16 protein-coding genes and 1 pseudogene are annotated in these 17,380 nt (G+C 61.6%); 4 read left to right on the top strand and 13 right to left on the bottom strand.

The features are described 5' to 3' along the window. The first annotated feature begins 2 nt into the window (after nucleotides 1-2). Both INR99_RS16555 and INR99_RS16550 read left to right on the top strand, forming a co-directional pair. Nucleotides 3-1,400 carry an MFS transporter gene (locus tag INR99_RS16555; protein WP_194117454.1) on the top strand — a complete coding sequence of 466 codons (1,398 nt, stop codon included), beginning with the start codon at nucleotides 3-5 and terminating at the stop codon, nucleotides 1,398-1,400. A gap of 200 nt (nucleotides 1,401-1,600) precedes the next feature. Next, nucleotides 1,601-2,179, top strand: coding sequence for a YIP1 family protein (locus tag INR99_RS16550; RefSeq protein ID WP_194117453.1), 579 nt, complete (start codon nucleotides 1,601-1,603; stop codon nucleotides 2,177-2,179). Here the strand turns inward: INR99_RS16550 and INR99_RS16545 are convergent. The 8 genes from INR99_RS16545 to INR99_RS16515 all read right to left on the bottom strand — a co-directional run bounded on the left by INR99_RS16545 (nucleotide 2,092) and on the right by INR99_RS16515 (nucleotide 12,592). Next, entirely contained in the window at nucleotides 2,092-3,186 is a 1,095-nt protein-coding gene (locus INR99_RS16545) for a tellurite resistance/C4-dicarboxylate transporter family protein (RefSeq protein ID WP_051305040.1), read from the bottom strand. The two genes, INR99_RS16550 and INR99_RS16545, sit on opposite strands and share 88 nt — an antisense overlap. A gap of 452 nt (nucleotides 3,187-3,638) precedes the next feature. Continuing rightward, nucleotides 3,639-4,784: a restriction endonuclease subunit S gene (locus tag INR99_RS16540; RefSeq protein WP_194117452.1), complete on the bottom strand. Its 1,146-nt coding sequence runs from the start codon at nucleotides 4,782-4,784 to the stop codon at nucleotides 3,639-3,641. Next, entirely contained in the window at nucleotides 4,781-5,821 is a 1,041-nt protein-coding gene (locus INR99_RS17855; protein WP_308431510.1) for a PDDEXK nuclease domain-containing protein, read from the bottom strand. Before INR99_RS17855 ends, INR99_RS16540 begins: the two co-directional genes overlap by 4 nt. After that, a complete protein-coding gene (locus INR99_RS17595; protein ID WP_228098395.1) occupies nucleotides 5,808-5,972 on the bottom strand; it encodes a hypothetical protein in 165 nt (54 codons plus the stop codon). Before INR99_RS17595 ends, INR99_RS17855 begins: the two co-directional genes overlap by 14 nt. Next, the gene (locus INR99_RS16530) at nucleotides 5,969-7,798 is read right to left on the bottom strand and encodes a class I SAM-dependent DNA methyltransferase (RefSeq protein ID WP_194117451.1); all 1,830 of its coding nucleotides are present in this window, start codon (nucleotides 7,796-7,798) and stop codon (nucleotides 5,969-5,971) included. The genes INR99_RS17595 and INR99_RS16530 overlap by 4 nt, the downstream gene beginning before the upstream one ends. A 15-nt stretch (nucleotides 7,799-7,813) precedes the next feature. After that, complete coding sequence (gene hsdR, locus INR99_RS16525) at nucleotides 7,814-10,063, bottom strand: EcoAI/FtnUII family type I restriction enzme subunit R (protein WP_308431509.1); 2,250 nt, start codon at nucleotides 10,061-10,063, stop codon at nucleotides 7,814-7,816. A 301-nt stretch (nucleotides 10,064-10,364) separates the two neighbouring features. Next, the gene (locus INR99_RS16520; RefSeq protein WP_228098394.1) at nucleotides 10,365-11,783 is read right to left on the bottom strand and encodes a 4Fe-4S binding protein; all 1,419 of its coding nucleotides are present in this window, start codon (nucleotides 11,781-11,783) and stop codon (nucleotides 10,365-10,367) included. After that, nucleotides 11,780-12,592 (bottom strand): FTR1 family iron permease, encoded by an 813-nt coding sequence (locus INR99_RS16515; RefSeq protein WP_194117450.1) that lies wholly within the window; start codon nucleotides 12,590-12,592, stop codon nucleotides 11,780-11,782. The genes INR99_RS16520 and INR99_RS16515 overlap by 4 nt, the downstream gene beginning before the upstream one ends. On the opposite strand from INR99_RS16515, the gene INR99_RS16510 reads away from it, so the two are divergent. Then, nucleotides 12,591-12,776: a hypothetical protein gene (locus INR99_RS16510; RefSeq protein ID WP_194117449.1), complete on the top strand. Its 186-nt coding sequence runs from the start codon at nucleotides 12,591-12,593 to the stop codon at nucleotides 12,774-12,776. The two genes, INR99_RS16515 and INR99_RS16510, sit on opposite strands and share 2 nt — an antisense overlap. Before the next feature lie 290 nt (nucleotides 12,777-13,066). On the opposite strand, the gene INR99_RS16505 is transcribed toward INR99_RS16510, so the two are convergent. From INR99_RS16505 to hmpA, 4 genes are all read right to left on the bottom strand, one after another. After that, a complete protein-coding gene (locus INR99_RS16505) occupies nucleotides 13,067-13,390 on the bottom strand; it encodes a cupredoxin domain-containing protein (protein ID WP_194117448.1) in 324 nt (107 codons plus the stop codon). 44 nt (nucleotides 13,391-13,434) lie between these two features. Then, the gene (locus INR99_RS16500) at nucleotides 13,435-13,971 is read right to left on the bottom strand and encodes an iron transporter (RefSeq protein ID WP_194117447.1); all 537 of its coding nucleotides are present in this window, start codon (nucleotides 13,969-13,971) and stop codon (nucleotides 13,435-13,437) included. Nucleotides 13,972-14,076: 105 nt separating this feature from the next. Then, the gene (locus INR99_RS16495) at nucleotides 14,077-14,892 is read right to left on the bottom strand and encodes a ferredoxin--NADP reductase (RefSeq protein WP_228098393.1); all 816 of its coding nucleotides are present in this window, start codon (nucleotides 14,890-14,892) and stop codon (nucleotides 14,077-14,079) included. Between the two features lie 211 nt (nucleotides 14,893-15,103). Then, nucleotides 15,104-16,321: an NO-inducible flavohemoprotein gene (hmpA, locus tag INR99_RS16490; RefSeq protein ID WP_194117446.1), complete on the bottom strand. Its 1,218-nt coding sequence runs from the start codon at nucleotides 16,319-16,321 to the stop codon at nucleotides 15,104-15,106. Nucleotides 16,322-16,749: 428 nt separating this feature from the next. Here hmpA and INR99_RS16485 point away from each other — a divergent pair. Further along, a pseudogene (locus tag INR99_RS16485) lies at nucleotides 16,750-17,034 on the top strand (transposase); the annotation flags it as partial. A 94-nt stretch (nucleotides 17,035-17,128) separates the two neighbouring features. Here INR99_RS16485 and hemP read toward each other — a convergent pair. Continuing rightward, nucleotides 17,129-17,287 (bottom strand): hemin uptake protein HemP, encoded by a 159-nt coding sequence (hemP, locus tag INR99_RS16480; protein WP_194117445.1) that lies wholly within the window; start codon nucleotides 17,285-17,287, stop codon nucleotides 17,129-17,131. Nucleotides 17,288-17,380: the final 93 nt, after the last annotated feature.

Raw genomic sequence — 17,380 nt, 5'->3', positions numbered from 1 at the left:
TCATGTCGAGTGCCGTACTGAAACGCTGGGAGCCGGAAAACGCGGCCTTCTGGCAAAGCGAGGGCAAGAGCATTGCCCGGCGCAATCTGTGGATTTCGATTCCCTGCCTGTTGCTGGGGTTTTCGATTTCGGTGTTGTGGTCCATGGTGACCCTCAACATGCCCAATGCCGGCTTCACCTTCACCAAAGATCAGCTCTTTTTGCTGACCGCACTGCCCAATCTGTCCGGCGCCACGCTGCGGATTTTCTACTCCTTCATGCCCTCGATGGTGGGCGGGCGCAAGTGGACGACCATCTCGACCGGCCTGCTGCTGGTTCCGGCGCTGTGGCTGGGCTTTGCCGTGCAGGACCCGACCACGTCCTATCCGGTGATGCTGGCGATTGCGCTCTTGTGCGGGCTGGGGAGCGGCAACTTTGCCAGCTCGATGGCCAATATCGCCTACTTCTTCCCGTCGGCCGAGAAAGGCAAGGCCAACGGCCTGAACGCCGGTTTCGGCAATCTGGGCGTATCGCTCGCGCAGCTGCTGATTCCGCTGCTGATCACCCTGCCGCTGTTTGGCGCCTTCGGTGGCGACGCGCAGCACTATATGAAAGACGGCGTGGAAAAAAGCCTGTGGCTGCAGAATGCCGGCTTCATGTGGGTGCCGCTGATTGTCGCCGCCACGCTGGCCGCCTGGTTCGGCATGAACGACATTGCGGACGCAAAAGCCTCGTTTGCCGAGCAGGCCGTGATCTTCAAGCGCCGCGACAACTGGATCATGTGCTACCTCTATATCGGCACCTTCGGCAGCTTCATCGGCTTTGCCGGCGCATTCGCCCTGCTCACCAAGACCATGTTTCCGGAAATTCCCGTAGCCAAGATCGCGTTTATCGGCCCCCTGATCGGCGCGCTGATCCGCCCGGTCGGCGGCACGATTTCCGACAAGCTCGGCGGCGCCAAAGTAACCCTGGTGGTCTTTGCCGGCATGGCAGCCGGCGTGCTCGGCGTGCTGTCGGCGTTGCCGGCCATGGCCGGCGGCGCGCCGGTCGGCGGCAACTGGACCATGTTCCTGCTCAGCTTCCTGTGGCTGTTCGCCTGGGCCGGCATCGGCAACGGCTCGACTTACAAAATGATCCCCACCATTTTCTCGACCCTGTGCAAGCGTGAAGCGGCAGGCAAGGGCGAGGCGGAAGAAAAGAAGTCCTTGCTGCGCGGCGTGAAGGAATCCGCGGCAGCCGGCGGTTTCATCAGTGCGATTGGCGCCTACGGCGGCTTCTTCATCCCGCAGAGCTTCGGCCTGTCGATGAAGAGCACCGGCGGCCCGGAAATGGCGCTGTATGGCTTTCTGGTCTTCTACGTAACCTGCATCATCATCACCTGGTACTTCTACGCCAGAAAGCATGCCGCCTTGCCATGCTGACAAGCACCTCCTGACCAGGGCAGACAGAGCACTCTTGATAACCCGCCGGAACCGGCGGGTTTTTTTTGTCGACGCGGCAGCACCGCGCCGCTCTTGCGCACAGGCGCAGGCTGTGCTTGCCATTCCACGGAAATCCCCTAGGGTGAAAACAGGACCCTGTCCAGCCGGAAAGTCCCCACCGTCGCCACAAGGAGAACATCATGCACCTCTACGACCCCCTGCGAATGCTGTATTCCTCCGACGCCGGCTGGCGCGAGCTGGCGGATGACCATCCCTCGATCCTGCGCAGCTTCCTGCTGCTGGTGCTTCCCGCCTCGCTCTTTGGCGCCATCATGGTGCTGTACGCCGCCACGACAGCGCCGCAAGCCTACGCCCCCGAAGCCGGCATGGGCAGCTGGTACTGGGCGGCGGCCGTGCTGTTGCTGAGCGCCTGGTTCTGCGTCCCGCTCATGGCGAAAATCATCCAGCACTCCGTGCATGCCGCGGTGCGCCCGCCACTGGCGGACTGCTACAAGCTGGCCGCGATCGTGCCCCTGCCGATCTGGCTGAGCGCGCTCTCCCTGTTCATCGCCATTCCCGCCGTCAATGTCATTTGCGCGCTGCTCGGGCTGCTGGCGTCCGCCTGCCTGCTGTATCACGGGCTGGATGCGCTGTTCGAACACGATGATTCGGTGGAAACGATCGAGCTGGCCTACAACATCTTCTCGTTCGGCGCGCTGGTCTGGTGCTTTATCGTCGCGCTGGTGCTCGTGCCCCTGCTGTTGCTGCCCGCCATGTAAAGCCGCAGGCTGCGGAACGCGGCGGCCAGCATGGTCAGCAGCGTTCCCAGCCAGGCGGCGAAAGCCACCCAGATCATCCCCCTGGCGATCACCGCCAGCGGCGGAAAATCCGCCTCCCAGCCAAAGCGCGCACTGACCACCGCATACATCCCCAGCGGAAACACAAAGCTCCACAACACCGGCTCGTACACCAGCGGCAGCTTCTTGACGCCGTGTTTCCAGAGCGAAAACAGCACCAGCATGGGAATCCACCAGGTCGCCCAGGCCCAGCACAGCATGGTAATGCCGTTGATGAACGGATGCTGCTCGCGCAAAAAGACCAAACGGGACGACGATTCCAGCAGGCTCGTGCCCGCATTGGCGGAAATGGCCGCCGCCCCCATGATGACGCCAAACAGCGGCGAGGTATCCTGGGCGCGCAAGGCCAGAAAGAAAATGCGGTAGCAGAACAGCGTCACGAAAATGCCGTAGAACACCAGCCCCAAGCCCCACAGCATGTGGATTTCGACCAGCATGTAATCCGCCCACGGCCCCAGATCGGGCGCGATGCGCGCCCCCAGCAACACCAGCGACTGCGTGCCGACGATGGTAATGAGCCAGCCGCCGTGCACGATATTCACATTGTGCTCGTGGCTGATGAAGGTCAGCACGCTGAACGCCAGATACAGCAGCGCGCACCAGGCGACAAAGGCCAGCGCCCAGCACGCCAGCGCCCATTGCGCAAAGCCATGCGCGTGCAGCAGCAAGCCCACGATGCCGGTGGCGGCCACCAGGGTGAAATAGGAAAACACCAGGCGCGGATTGAGCAGATCCGCGCGCACCGTGCGGGCGTGCCGCAGCAGGCGAATCGCGCTCAGGGCCAGCAGCACGCCCCAGCTGGCCAGCGTGAACAGGTAAAACAGCTCGGCGAGCCTCCGGTACTCCAGCGCAGCGAAGCCCGCCGAAATGATGCCGCTGGCCATGACCACGGCAAAATTGCCCGGATGCAGTTTTTTCAAAGAAATCATGCGCAAAAATCCGTTCAAGACACTGGAAACGCGGCAGGTGCGGGAGGGATTGCCGGGGGATTGCCGCCGCCAGCCGCCGCCAGTTTACGGCAAGCGCAGGCGCCGCGCGCGCTGCGGCAGGCAACGGGTAATATTCACGCGCCCCGCCGGGAACCCGGCCAGGCCGCCGCGCGCCAACCCCGCCAACCCGTTCACGCCTCCTGGTCGGGCGGCCGCCCCGGCAAAGTACAGTTCGTCATTCCCGCGAAAGCGGGAATCCAGCGGCAAGGCCTGTTCGAGCGATGCTCTGGATACCGCCTTTCGCCGGTATGACGGCGTGCTGGACTGGCTACCTGATCAAGCGCGGGCATGACGAACGGCATGTTGCCGGGGTCGCCAACGGCCACAATACCCAACAAGGTATTGCCATGCAGCCAATCAAATAAAAGGGCTATGGCAATATACCCTGCAAATCAATCGCACCCGTGCGCAAACAGCCGCGCCAGCAGCGCCGGCAACAGCGCGGCGTTGGCTTCGCGGATGGCGGCGTGCCGGGCCTTGAGGGCGGCGACGGCGGCTTGCAGGCGGTCGAAGGTGTGCTGCACGGCCAGCGGGGGTGTGGGCACTTCGATCTTGCCAAGATTGCCAAGGCTCAGTGTGCGGTTGCGGTCAGCCGTGCCGGGTGATGCGAGCCCTACCTTTTCCAGCCCGTCTTCGCTCAGCAGGTAATAGACGAGGAAGCCTACGGTCGCCAGTTCCGGGTCAGGAACACAGGTAATGTAGCGATGTGAGGCGATGCAACCGTCGTGCTGTTCATCCGCGATAGCGATCGCGCCTTCCCATGCCTTGATGTTGCTGAGAACCAAGTCACCGGACTTGATCCAGACTGGCTTTTGCCATGTTGCTTCAGCACCGTCGAAGTCGGGCTTGATGAACAAACCCTTGCCGAATGATCGTGCGCCAACCTCCCGGTAACGGGTGTCGATATCGATTTCCACTGGGCGACGAATTGATGGAGCCACTTCCGCCATCGGCCGCAGCGGCGCGCCGGCAATGGCATCGCGAAAGCGCAGGGCCAGCAGGTGTTCGGCGTCGCGCAGGGCGGCCTCCAGATGCGCTTCGACCTGCCGGGTTTTCCCGGCCAGCGCGTCGAGGCGGGCGACGAGGGCTTGTTGTTTTGGCAGTGCTGGCAGCGGAATTGTGTAGGCCAGCACGTCCGCAGGCCGAATCGCAGCGTAATTTGTCGATCCTTGCGCCTCAACCTGTTTTCTGAATCGTTCGGTACGGCAATAGTGATCGAGATACCGCACATCAAGGCACGATTCATCGATTTCAAAAAGGAAGTAGTGGCTGCTGACTACCGCGCCATCGAGTTCTGCGGGTACTAGCCCGAAGCCACCCATCTTTGCGTCAATTTCAGCAACCAAAAACTCACCGGCTCGGCATACTTGCTGTTTTTTGGTTTTGATATCAGCACCAGACACGGTGTCGCGCAGCAAGACACCCTTGGCGTGAAGTTGAACACGACAACGCTTGTAATGCTGGGTGTCATCAATCGTGATGAATTCCTTGCGATGCTGCAAAACGTCCGCGAGAGGAACGACAGGCCACGCCTTCATACCCTGCCCTCCGCATCGCCACCGCGCGCCATCCGCCGCGCTTCCAGCTCGCGCCGCGTTTTCTCCAGTTCGTCGGCCAGCCGTTTTTCATCCGGCAGCGCCGTGCGGTATTCCGCCGTCAGCACCTTGTTGGACAACCCTTCCAGCGTGTAGTGGGCTTCGTTGCTGCCTTTGCCTGCGCACAGGATCAGTCCGATGGGCGGGTTTTCGCCGGGCTTCATCCAGTGCTGGCGGGCGTAGTTCAGATACATGTGCATCTGCCCGGCATCGGCGTAGCTGAACTGGCCGACCTTGAGGTCGATGACCAGCAGGCATTTCAGGCTGCGGTGAAAGAACAAGAGGTCGATGCGAAACCAGTTGTCGTCCAGGCGCAGGCGACGTTGGCGGCCCACGAAAGCGAAGTCGTCGCCCAGTTCCAGCAGGAAGTCGGCCAGATGCTGGATCAGCGCCTCTTCTAGGTCAGACTCGGAATACTCGTCCTTGAGGTTGAGGAATTCCAGCACGAAGGGGTCTTTGATGGCCTGCTCGGGGGTGAGGGTGTCGCCGGGTTCGGTGAGTTCACCCTTCTGCAGCATGGCGGCCTTGTTGTGCGAGAGTGCGATGCGTTCGTAAAACTGGCTGTTCACCTGCCGGTCGAGTTGGCGCACCGACCAGCCGCAACGCAGCGTTTCGGTTTCGTAGAAGGCGCGGGCATGTGCGTTTTTGACCGAGAGCAGGCGAACGTAGGCTGACCAGGGCAGGGGGAAGGCCTGGGCCAGGGCGGATAAATCTGGGTATTGTCCAGACGCCGTCTGGAGAGTTCCCGCCCGCGAAGATTCTCCAGACGGTGTCTGGAGAATTGGAGCGACAGGCGATTTGGCAGACAGTGTCTGCGATATCTGCTCAACCGGCCACGCGAGGTGGAAGGCTCGCATCTGCCACAGATTCTGTTTGCTGAAGCCACGGCCAAACCGGGCCGACAGGTCAGCCGACAGGCGTTCGATCAATGCCTCGCCGTATTCGGCCCGCTCCTGCCCGCCCTGTTCAAATTCGACAATGCGGCGGCCAATCTCCCAATATGGCGGTCATCAGGGCATTGACGCTGCGTGCGGCGGCGCGGCGGGCCGATTCCAGCAGGGCGACGATGTCGGTGTGAACAGTGGCGTAGTCGGCCTGATCCGGCAGGGCTGGCGTGCTGCGGTTGGTCATGCCTGCACCTCGGCCACCAGCGCCTCGATCTCGCCCAACAGGCGCATCACTTCAGCCTCGTGGCTGCGCATGGCGGCAATCAGGTCTTTCGGGTCGGCATGTTCCAGCCCGGCGCGGGCGTTGGGGTTTTTCAGGTCCAGATTGAAAATCGGCCAGTACAGCGCATCGCCTTCAGCCTGCGCCGATTTGGCGGCCTGCTCGTGGGCCAATTGCTCGCCCCTGAGCGCCTTCAGGCGGTCTTGCCGCTCAGCCTTCTGGCCGTTGGCGGCGGCCTGGATGGCCTGCTCCAGCTCCCGCATGGGTTTGCCCAGGGCGATGGCGGCATGGCGTTCGGCCTCGGCTCGCTGCCAGTGCGGCGTGGCGGCGGCAACGGCGGCAGCGCGCCTGGCGGCAAAGTCCACGCTCCAGGCCTGCGGGCCTTCTTCCCGGTTGTTCCACCACGCCAGGGCCGGGGCGAATTCCTCGAATTGCAGTGGCGCGGTCTTGCTGTATTTCTTGCGCCCCTCGGGCAGCGGCAGTTCGTAGTACCAGATGGTGTCGGTGGGGCCGCCGCGTTCGAAGAACAGCAGGTTGGCCGGGATGTCGGTGTACGGCGCGAACACGCCCTGCGGCAGGCGCACGATGGTGTGCAGCTTGAATTCCTTGAGCATTTCCTCCTTGATGACGGCGCTGATGCCATCGCCAAACAGGGTGCCGTTGGGCACGACCACGGCGGCGCGGCCACCCCGTTCGGCGGCTTTGCCTCCGGGCACCGGCGCACCGGCCACGCGCAGCTTGCGCATGATGTATTGCAGGAACAGCAGTGCGGTTTCCGCCGTCTGCATATTGGACGGAAAGTTGGCCTTGATGCCGGCTTCTTCCTCGCCGCCAAAGGGCGGGTTGGTAAGGATGACGTCCACGCGCTCGCGGTGGCCGATTTCGTTGATCCGCCGATCCAGCGTGTTGCCATAGGCGATCTGCGGGGCTTCCAGCCCGTGCAGCAGCAGGTTCATTTGCGCCAGCATGTAGGGCAATGGCTTGGCTTCCTGACCATGGAGGGTGGCGCGTTGCAGGCTGCGGCGCTGTTCGGGCGAGCTCACCTGCGGGGCGATGTGGTCGTAGGCTTCGACCAGAAAGCCGCCGGTGCCGCAGGCCGGGTCGAGCACCGTTTCCCCCAGGCGCGGGTCGCTGACCTGCACCATGAAGCGCACCACCGGGCGCGGGGTGTAGAACTCGCCCGCGTCGCCGGCCGCGTCGCGCATTTCGCGCAGCATGGATTCGTACAGGTGCGAGAGCGTGTGGATTTCTTCGCTGGCCGAGAAGCGGATGCCCCCCACCTTGTTGATGATGTCGCGCAGCAGGTAGCCGCTGACCATGCGGTTCTGCACGCCCTTGAACACGTTGGCGATGACTTCGCGCTGGCTGCCTTTTTCGCCTTCGCCGGCCAGGTCGCGCAGGTAGGCGAACAAGCCGCGCCCCGCGCTGCCATCCGCGCGCAAGGCGAATTCCTGGCCGATGAAGGCCAGCAGTTCGTCGCCGGTGATGCCGTCTTCGCGGGCGGCCCAGTCGCGCCAGCGATAGGGCGATTCGATGATGGGCTGATAGCGCTTGCCGTCGAGTTCGGCCTCTTCCTCGTGCTTGATTTCAAGGTCGTCGAGGAATTTGAGGAACATCACCCATGTGAGCAATGGCAGACGATCCACATCGCCGTTGAGGCCCTTATCCTTGCGCAGGATCTTGCGGGCGGTGCCGATCAGCGCGGACAGGTTTTCGCGCGTGGTGAGCGGCGTTTTGGCTTTGCGTGGCGCGCGGGTCTTCTTTTCGGTGCTTGTACTGGCTTTGGCCATTGGGGCGGGTTCTCGTTATTGGTACAGCGCGATCTGTAGCTGCGACACGGCGTCCTTCATGCCGCGCACGCCGCCAAAGTGGCGGGTGGCGATTTCGGTTGGACTGCCGTAGCGGTCGAAGGGCTGCACCTTCATCAGCTCGGACAGCGTATTGAATTGCAAAATGCCGCGCTCGACATAGCGGTCGAGCAGCAGCGACAGAATTTCGCGGGCGGTCTCGCCGTGTTGCGCAAACAGGTCCCGGGTTTGGCGCTTGGCGGCTTCCACACGCTGGCGGCGAGTAAGCAGCGGCGCATTCCAGCCCAGATGGCAGAGCAGGTCGAAGGGATCCGCATCGGGTTGTTCACTGCTGGCGGCCAGTTCCTCGAAGCTGATGCCGCGCTCGGTCAGCTCGCGCAACACGTCGGCACGGGTGTCGGGATTGGCCCAGGCCGATTGCAGCGCTTCGCGGGTCGGGTAGAGCGTGCGTACAGCGCGGCCTGAATATTCGGTGTACTTGACGACCTGCAGTTTCTTGCCGGCGGTGTCGAGGTCGTAGACCAGATGGCCAATCACTTCGACTTCGCCGCCATCGATGTAGAACTTGCGGGGTTCTGCCGGCGGTTCGGTGATGATTTCGCCGTTGCCGCCAGTGTCATCACCCTGTCCAGTTTCGGCCACGTACTCGGCTTCGGGCTCTGCCACGCCGGGCACTTCGTCTGCGGCGGTTTCGACGACCTCACCCGATTCATCGACCGTCACTTCTTCAATGCGCGCCGGGGAGCCGTCGAAATCGGGGTCGGCAAAATGCTGCGTGGCCGTGCCGGTAAAGTCGATGATGTTGAAATACTCTTTGCCGTAATCCACCTTCAGCCGCGTGCCACGGCCGACGATCTGCTTGAATTCGGCGCGGGAGCCCACCACGCGCGCCAGCACGACGTTCCTGACCATTTCGGCATCGACGCCGGTGGTGAGCAACTGGGAGGTGGTGAGGATGACTGGCGTGGGCTTGTCCACGTCCTGAAAGTGCGACAGATGGGCAAGGCCAATCGCGCCCTCGTCGGCGGTGACGCGGCAGACGTAGTCGGGATATTGCCGAACCAGATCGCTGTTGAGGTTGAGCAACTCCTGGCGCATTTCGGCGGCGTGTTCCTGATCGACGCAAAACACCAGCGTTTTGGCGAAGCGGTCGGTGCCTTTGAGCAGGCCGGTCAGGTGGCGGGCCATCGCCCGCGTGCGCGAGCGCAGCGCGACCACACGTTCGAAGTCTTTGGTCTGGTACTCGTCATCAGGTATTTCACGCCCGTAGCGGTCCAGCTCATCCTTGCCGGGACGCCAGCCTGCGGCATCCACCGTGGTGATGACACGGTGCACGCGGTACGGGACCAGAAAGCCATCCTCGATGCCCTGGCGCAGGCTGTAGGTGTAGACGGGGTTGCCGAAGTAGTCGTAACTGTCGCGCGACTCCTCACGCAGCGGCGTGGCGGTCATGCCGAACTGCACGGCGGGCTCGAAATAATCGAGTACCGCACGCCAGGCGCTTTCATCACGGCTGGCGCCGCGATGGCATTCGTCAATGATGATGAGGTCGAAAAAATCCGGACGGTACTGGCGGAATACGTCCGCGCTGGCGGTGCTCAGCGCCTGGTAAATGCCGAAGTACATGTCACGGCTCTGGCTGGTGTCGCCACCGGTGATCTTGTGCCGCGCATCGCCAAAGGGCGCGAACATTCTGGCCATCGGGTCATCAATCAGGATGTTGCGGTCAGCCAGGAACAGGATCTTGGGCCGGCGGTGCTCGCCGGTGCGGTTCCAGCGGCTGTTCCACAACTTCCAGCAGATCTGGAAGGCAACGCAGGTTTTGCCGGTGCCGGTGGCGAGTGTGGCAAGAATGCGCTTTTGCCCGAGGAGAATGGATTCAATGACGCGATGGATTGCAATCTGCTGGTAGTAGCGCGGGACTTTGCCGGAGACAAGGTTGAAGGGTTCGAGCAGGTGCGACGCGGTGTTTTGTGGCAACGCCGTGGCCGCCGTCAATCTGGCGAACAGCTCGTCGGGCGTGGCGTAGCGGTCTACCTCACGCTCGGCGCCGGTGGTGTAGTCGATTTCGATGATGCGCCGGCCATTGGTGGCGTAGGCGAATTTCAGGCCGAGGATTTCCGCGTACTCGCGGGCCTGCTGCACGCCCGTTTCCGCCGGCTGGCCGATGTCCTTGGCTTCGACCACGGCAAGAGTGGTAGTCGCGGCGGTAATACAGCAGATAGTCGGCGCGCTTCTGCTGGCCACGGCGAACCTTGCCACCCGCCACGATGAGGCGACCGTTGGTGAAGCTGCGCTGCTCGCCAATCGAGTGGGGGGCAACGCCCCAGCCCGCCTCCATCAGACGGGGGGTGACGAATTCGCGGCAGGTGTCCGCCTCGGTGCTCACGCCATCTCGCATTGTTTCCCCTGCCTTGTATCGTTCCTCGCGCTGGCCGGGCATTCAGCCCGTATGGCATGGCGCATCCGGGCGCCAGTTTAACCCGGATAAGCCTCCGGGCGAATGCCAGGCTGGCGCGGGCGCGATCGGCCGTTCGTTGCGGCGGGGTTACCAGCGCCAGAACAACAAAACCCATTGCCAGCCGAACAGGGCCAGCGCCGCTGCCGCCGGCAACAGGGCCAGCAGCCGGCGCGCCAGTACGCCGCCACGCCGAGCGGCCAGCCGCCAGAACAGGCGCAGCGACCAGAGCAGCGCGACGGCCAGCAGGATGGCGCGTGCGGGGCCGGCCCAGCCAGTGCTCACGCCTTCGTGCCGGAGCAGTGTCAATGTCGTCATCGACAGGCCGAGAAACACGCCGCACCCTGCGGCAGGAATGAAGGATTGGGCCAGGACGGTCCAGCTGCCGGCGGTTTTGCCGGGCAGACAGGCGTCTGCGATCCTGAGCAGAATCGCGTAAGCCAATCCCAGCAACATGCCGCCGCCGAGGATGTAGGCGGCGATCAGTGCGCCATCCAGCCAGGAAAAGCTGTCGTTAAGCTCCGGGTAGTGTGTCAGCAGCCACCAGGGCGCGCTGTCGTCCAGTGGCCAGTAAACATCACGCTCGATCAGCCAGGCGGCAAGCGCCTGCTTGATGCTGACCAGATGCGGGCTGGCGCTCCACTGAAAGGCGCCAACGGCGATGCCCATCATGCCGGTCAGAATCAGCCGCGCCTGCCATTTGTCACCGTGCGCGACATGAACAATCTCGTTCTCGGGTGAACGCACGGCCAGCTCGATTGCATCGCGGTAGCCGCTGCAGCGGCCACACATATGGCACTGCGCTGCGCCTTTCATCTGGGCCAGCGGCACCAGCGGCGCGCAGTTGATCGGGATAATGACCTGGCCCTTGCTCTTGCGCCAGGCCTCGCTGTCAACACGGTAATGCCAGGGGGCGAGCTTGGCCAGCAGATGGAATACGCCATTGACCGGGCACAGGTAACGGCACCAGACACGCTTGTTTCTGCCGTACCAGTAGCCTGCCAGCATTGCGGCAACGGTGGAGCCGCCCAGAACCAGCAAGGCGGCCTTGGGGTACTGATAGACGCTGACCAGTTGCCCGTACAGCGTGGTCAGGACAAAGGCCAGAAAGGGCCAGCCTTCCCAGCGTATCCAGCGCGGAATGGCGCCGCCGCGCCCACGCTCGCTGCTCCATTCGGCCAGCATGCCCTCAGGACAGAGCCAGCCGCACCAGGCGCGCCCCATCAGCACCATGGACAACAGCACGAAAGGCCACCAGATACCCCAGAACATGAACTGCGCCGCGACCGTGACATGGTCAAACGCACGGGCGCTATCCGGCGGCAGGGGGAGAATGGCGGGAATGACCAGCAAGGCCAGATAGACCAGAACCACCAGCCATTGCAGGCGGCGCAGCCAGTGTGCATGGTCGCGCAGGACATCACCAAACCGCGCCGGAAAGCGCTGCCGTACAGGACGGGATGCGCCACAGCACGCCATGGCGGGCGTGTCGTGCTGGCAAGCGCTCATTGCGCGCCCGGCTTGTTCTGCCTTGTCAGCAGCCAGAGGGATGCCAGCCAGTACATGCCCCAGACGATCAGCAGCAGCAGCGCCGGATGCGCGCGGTAGCCGGCAAAATCAGCCAGCGCCTTGCCCAAACCGGCACTGTCATCCAGCAGCGCCGAGCTGTCCCACAAGGGATCGATCAGGGCCGGGAGGACGCCATTGCCGATCAGGCGCTCAATGCCGGTATTGAGCATGGCGCCGGCCAGCAACAGCAGCATGATTTCGGATATCCGGAAAAAAGCGCGCCACGAGATCCAGCGCCCGCCCGATTGCAATGCCCAGAAGGTCGCCAGGGCGGCCATGAAGCCCGCGCCGGCAGCGGCGAAAAAGCTGGCGGAAACCGCTTGTCCGGCGATGCTGCCATACAGGAAAACCACGGTTTCCGAGCCTTCACGCGCCACCGCCAGGGCAACCAGCATCAGCAAGCCCCACCAGTTGGCGCGCGCGGCTTTGCTGGCCATGCCCTGCTCCAGTTCGGAGCGCAATGTTCTGCCATTGCGGCGCATCCACACCACCATCTGCACGATCAGGGCACAGGCGGCAATGGGCATGGCGGCAAGCAGGTATTCCTGCAAGGCATCGGACAAACCGTTCATCATGCCCAGCAGCGCCGTTGCCAGCAGCGCCGATAGCGCCAGGCCGGCGCCGACACCTCCCCACAGATACGGCATGGCGCGGGTTTCGCCGCTTTGTCTGATCCAGGCGTACAGAATCCCGATGACCAGCAAAGCCTCGACGCTTTCGCGCCAGACAATGAAAGCGACTTGTTCCATGGTGTTTCCTATCAAAACAGGCGGCCGCCGCCAAAAATCCGGATTCCAACAGGCTGTTGAAAAAGCCGGCTTTTCCGGCAGCACCAAGCACCGGGCAAAGCCCGGTGCAAATGGCCTCTTGAAAAATCAACGACTTGCAGTTTATTTTTCATACATTTTCCTGATTATTGATCCGGCCTTCTGAAGTTTGAATTTTCGTGGGAGCGAGCTTGCTCGCGAAGCCCTGTTGATCGCGAGCAAGCTCGCTCCCACGACTTAAAACATCACAGGGCCGGATCAATAGGTAGCCAGCTCAGCAACTCGTCATGCCGGCGAAGGCCGGCATCCAGAGCGACGCTCGAACAGGCATTGCAGCTGGATTCCCGCTTTCGCGGGAATGACGAATTGTACTTTGCTGAGATAGCTGCCTAATCAGGTACATTTTTCCCGGCTTTGCCGGAAAAAACGAGACACAGGGTGTTTTTCAACACCCTGCTAACGGATGACAATCACGCCACGCGCCTGCGGATGGAAGTCATCGAAATAGATGTATTCACCAGGAGATGCGCCCATCACCACTACCGATGAGGTGACGCCCGGAGCGAGCACCTTTTCCTTGCGCAAGGGCAGGCTTTCGAATTCGGCCGGTGTTTTGCCCTTGTTGACGACTTCGATGCGGAAACGGGTTTTGGCGGGCGCTTCGATGCGCGTCGGCGTCATCTTGCCATCATTCATTTCAATGCGGAATGTCGGCATGTCAGCGGCAAGGGTGTTACCCATCGCGCTGACGGACAGCAGTGCTAATGCAATCATGCGCATGACTTTGCTCCACAACGGGCCACCTTCGTGGCCCGCCGCATCCATCAGTAACCGCCCTTCTTGCCGGTGCCGGCATAGCTGAATTCATAGCTGAGCTCGAACGGCTGCCACCAGGCAGCAACGCCTGTTTCCTTGTCGACATGGCGGCCAAAGTGGGCGTGTGCATTGGCCGACGGTGGCGAAATCCGGTATTTCAGCTTGTACTTGCCGGGGCCTTCCAGCTTGATGTTGTCGCCATAATGCGGGCCGTCGGAGGCCACCATCGGCATGAAATCACCCTTGATGACATTTTTGCTGCCGACTTTCTGGATTTCGTACTGGATCACCAGATTGGGCATCCATTCGCCTTCACCAAAACCGTTGGCATTGGCCTTGGCGGCATGAATGTCGGCTTCGAGATGGATGTCGCTCTGGGCGGCCTCGCGCATCATTCCCGGCGGCTCCATGGTTACGGGCTGCAGATAGACCGCAGCGATTTCCATGCCGTTCTTGATGGTCGGTTTGCCAATCGGGTATTCGGCAGCCTGGGCGCCGGTGGCGAAAATACCGGCGAGAACGCCGGCCAGCAGCAGTGTTCGCATATGGATAACTCCCTGAAGGATGAGCCGCCATTGTGAATTCATGCCCCGTAAAATGGAATAGTTCTTATTTCCTATGCCTATGCGGCATGGCGCTGGTGATGCAGGCTACCAGTATTGCTCGAAGGCCATTTGCCCGCGGATGCCACGGCGCGTTGTGGCAAAGCCGCGTCCGGCCAGCCAGCTGCGCAGCTCCGCCGTCATCTCCGGATTGCCGCAGACCATCAGCCGCGAGCCGGCCACGTCCAGCGTGCACTGCGCGGCGTCTTCCAGCTGGCCGCTGGTCAGCAGCGCCGGAATGCGTTGCCGCAATCCGGCATGGCTCGTGTCGCGCGTCACGATCGGCACATAGCAAAGACTGGCGCCGCCCTCCGCCAGCAGTGCATTATCAGCCAGGGCGACGATCTCCTCGCGGTAGGCCAGCTCGACCGCATGGCGCACGCTGTGCGCCACGATGATGCGTTCAAAGTCGCGCCATGTCGCGGGTTCTTGCAGTATGGACATCATCGGGCCCAGCCCGGTGCCGCTGGCCAGCAGCCAGAGCACTTTTCCCGGCGCCAGTTGTTCCAGCGTGAGAAAGCCGAAGGTGTTTTTTTCGACCAGCAATGTCGAGCCCACCTGCAGCCGCGCCAGCGCATTCGAAAATGCGCCGCCGGGGATGCGGATCACCAGAAATTCGAGGTGATCGTCATGGCTGGCGGACACCAGCGAGTAAGGCCGCCAGACCGGCTGGCCTTGCTCATCCGGCAGCGCCAGGCGGGCGTAATGTCCGGGTTTGAAGCGGAATGCCGGCGAACGGGTGACGCGGAAAGAAAGCAGCGTCGGCGACCAGTGGCGAATCGCGGTGATTGTTTCGGCTGTCCATTTCCCGGCGGGCCCCGCGTCGGGGAAGGGCGCCGCCCAGGTGTTGACCATCTGTTCCATGACTGACTCCTCCCGCCACAGATCAATTCCGGCCCGGAGCTCCGGATTTAGCAGGGTGTTGAAAAACACCCGGTGCCTCGTTTTTTCCGGCAAAGCCGGGAAAAATGTATGAAATGAAAGATGCAAGTCGTTAATTCTTCAAAGATCCATTTGAGCCGGGCTTTGCCTGGTGCTTGATGCTGATGGAGAAAGCGACTTTTTCAACACCCTGTTATTGCATCAGGCCACCGGTGGCGAAGACCTCGTGGTGTATGCGCTTATTGGCGACACCCAGCTGTTGCAGCGCCTTGACCTGCTGTTGCATGAAACCCACCGGGCCGCACAGGTAGTAATCGGCATCGGCAGGCAAAGGCGTCACCTTGCTGGCGGCATGCAAATCCAGATGGCCCAGCGCATCGTGATGGTCGGCCGGATAATCCGGATGCTTGTCCTGATGCACGATCCAGGATTGCGCATCGGGCAGTGCGGCAATCAGTTCGCTCACCCGCCCGGCAAAGGCCTCTACGCCCGCATGGCGGCTGGCATGGAAGAAGCGCACGCTGCGCTTTTGCGCCGAGCGTGCCAGGTGCTCCAGCATCGACATCATCGGCGTAATGCCAACGCCGGCACTGATCAGCACAACGGGCGTCTTGCGGTCATCGTGCAGGAAAAAATCACCGGCCGGCGGAGCAATTTCCAGCAAATCACCCACCTCAACCTGTTGATGCAGGTAGTTGGAAATCATGCCTTCCGGCGTATCGTCGCTGCCCGCTTCGCGTTTGACGGAAATCCGGAAGAACGCTTCGCCCGGCGCAGCCGACAGGCTGTACTGCCGTGCTTGCCGGTAACCCAGCGCTGGAATGGCCGCGCGCACCGAAATGTACTGGCCCGGATGGAACTCCGGCACACTCCCGCCATCCGCTGGCGCCAGATAGAACGAGGTGATTTCGGCACTCTCGAAACGTTTGCGCTGCACACGGAAGCTCCGCCAGCCTGTCCAGCCGCCAGCACTGGTGGCGGCCTTGTCGTACAAGCCCTGTTCCATGGTGACCAGAATATCCGCCAGTTGCTGATAGGCCGCAGCCCAGGCCGCCAGCAATTCGGCGCTGGCAGCCTCCCCCAGCACTTCGGAAATGGAGGCCAGCAGATGCTTGCCGACAATGGCGTAATGTTCCTTGCGGATACCCAGACTGACGTGCTTGGCGGCGACCCGCTCCAGCACCGGCAACAACACGCTGGGGTCGTCAATGTGTTCCGCATAAGCGGCGACCGCCATCGCCAGTGCTTGCTGCTGGCTGCCATTGTGCTGATGCCCCTGGTTGAAAATCTCTTTCAGCTCGGGATTGTGCTGGAACATGCGTGCATAGAAGTGCCTGGTTAGGGCTACGCCATGTTGTTGCAGCACGGGCGCGGTGCCTTTGACTAGTTGTCGGGTTGCCTGATCGAGCATGCTGTTCTCCGGTAAATCATGAATCATTAGCGAAATGATAAAGATTCATTTGATCTACATCAATACGCAACAAGTAACATTGCGTCCCGCCAGAGAACACTGGCATCTGCGGATGCCCGGGAGCAAAACCATCAACAGCGCACATATATATCTATATATATAGATATATACGGTGTGCGTGAGCCATGATCACCGAGGGTTTGCGCCATTCGTCCGTGCACGTCGGCCATTTTTAGCAAGTCACGGGCAACCTTTATATATATGTATATATACATATATAAGCCGGATGGCGCTATGGTTTGCCCGAAGCGGATGCGGCGCTGGCGCAGATGGCTTTGCTGGTCGAGTTCACTGACGGGCGTCGGGTTTTCCAGTCAGGCCATTGTTTCGGCGTATCCGCCGCTCAGCCGGGAGGGGGTGCAGAATTTTGTGTAAATGGTCTTTTGGCAGGACACTGCCGCATTGACCGGAAACACCATGGTCACTCCAAAACACAACTGTGTATTGTGCACATGGTGCGGCACAGCCTGAATTACGTATCCTGGAAACAGCGCACCGAAGTGGCGGCGGATTTGAAGCGGATTTACCAGTCGGCAACAGTAAGCAAGGCCGAACGGTAGCTGAACGAATTCGAGCAGAAACGGGACGCCACGCACCCGACCATCGCGCAGTCCTGGCGGCGCAACTGGTCACGGCTAACGCCGTTCTTCGACTAGCAGGGCATCTTCCATGCGGAAGGCGCTGCGGCTGGCTACCACACCAAGAAGGCGGGACTGGCAGTCGTGCAGATTATTTTTTGGGGCGGACTTACTTGGTCAGGATCAGCTTGCCCTGACTGGTTTCGCGCAGGATATAGCGCTCGCCACGATGCTCGATCACGATCTGACGCTGCCCCTGCAAGAGCTGATGACTATGCAGGGTCGTGCCTGTGCTGGCGGCCGGAGGCGTGTTCGGTGTCGTATTCATGGACGGAAATAATAACGAGAATAATTCTTTATATCAAAATTTTTGTAAGGGATGCCGGCAGAATCCATTTATCGCCTGCTCCCGGGCCACTAA

Source organism: Chitinilyticum piscinae (assembly GCF_015223195.1).
GTDB classification, from domain to species: domain Bacteria; phylum Pseudomonadota; class Gammaproteobacteria; order Burkholderiales; family Chitinibacteraceae; genus Chitinilyticum; species Chitinilyticum piscinae.
The sequence above is the reverse complement of the archived record's forward strand: the minus strand, read 5'-3'. Positions and strand labels throughout refer to the sequence as shown.

What these genes read in the sequence shown, in the direction of transcription:
- INR99_RS16555 (WP_194117454.1), top strand. Translation starts at nt 3, where the DNA reads ATGTCGAGTGCCGTACTGAAACGCTGGGAGCCGGAAAACGCGGCCTTC.
- INR99_RS16550 (WP_194117453.1), top strand. Translation starts at nt 1,601, where the DNA reads ATGCACCTCTACGACCCCCTGCGAATGCTGTATTCCTCCGACGCCGGC.
- INR99_RS16545 (WP_051305040.1), bottom strand. Translation starts at nt 3,186, where the DNA reads ATGATTTCTTTGAAAAAACTGCATCCGGGCAATTTTGCCGTGGTCATG.
- INR99_RS16540 (WP_194117452.1), bottom strand. Translation starts at nt 4,784, where the DNA reads ATGAAGGCGTGGCCTGTCGTTCCTCTCGCGGACGTTTTGCAGCATCGC.
- INR99_RS17595 (WP_228098395.1), bottom strand. Translation starts at nt 5,972, where the DNA reads ATGACCAACCGCAGCACGCCAGCCCTGCCGGATCAGGCCGACTACGCC.
- INR99_RS16530 (WP_194117451.1), bottom strand. Translation starts at nt 7,798, where the DNA reads ATGGCCAAAGCCAGTACAAGCACCGAAAAGAAGACCCGCGCGCCACGC.
- INR99_RS16520 (WP_228098394.1), bottom strand. Translation starts at nt 11,783, where the DNA reads ATGAGCGCTTGCCAGCACGACACGCCCGCCATGGCGTGCTGTGGCGCA.
- INR99_RS16510 (WP_194117449.1), top strand. Translation starts at nt 12,591, where the DNA reads ATGGTGTTTCCTATCAAAACAGGCGGCCGCCGCCAAAAATCCGGATTC.
- INR99_RS16515 (WP_194117450.1), bottom strand. Translation starts at nt 12,592, where the DNA reads ATGGAACAAGTCGCTTTCATTGTCTGGCGCGAAAGCGTCGAGGCTTTG.
- INR99_RS16505 (WP_194117448.1), bottom strand. Translation starts at nt 13,390, where the DNA reads ATGCGCATGATTGCATTAGCACTGCTGTCCGTCAGCGCGATGGGTAAC.
- INR99_RS16500 (WP_194117447.1), bottom strand. Translation starts at nt 13,971, where the DNA reads ATGCGAACACTGCTGCTGGCCGGCGTTCTCGCCGGTATTTTCGCCACC.
- INR99_RS16495 (WP_228098393.1), bottom strand. Translation starts at nt 14,892, where the DNA reads ATGGAACAGATGGTCAACACCTGGGCGGCGCCCTTCCCCGACGCGGGG.
- hmpA (WP_194117446.1), bottom strand. Translation starts at nt 16,321, where the DNA reads ATGCTCGATCAGGCAACCCGACAACTAGTCAAAGGCACCGCGCCCGTG.
- hemP (WP_194117445.1), bottom strand. Translation starts at nt 17,287, where the DNA reads ATGAATACGACACCGAACACGCCTCCGGCCGCCAGCACAGGCACGACC.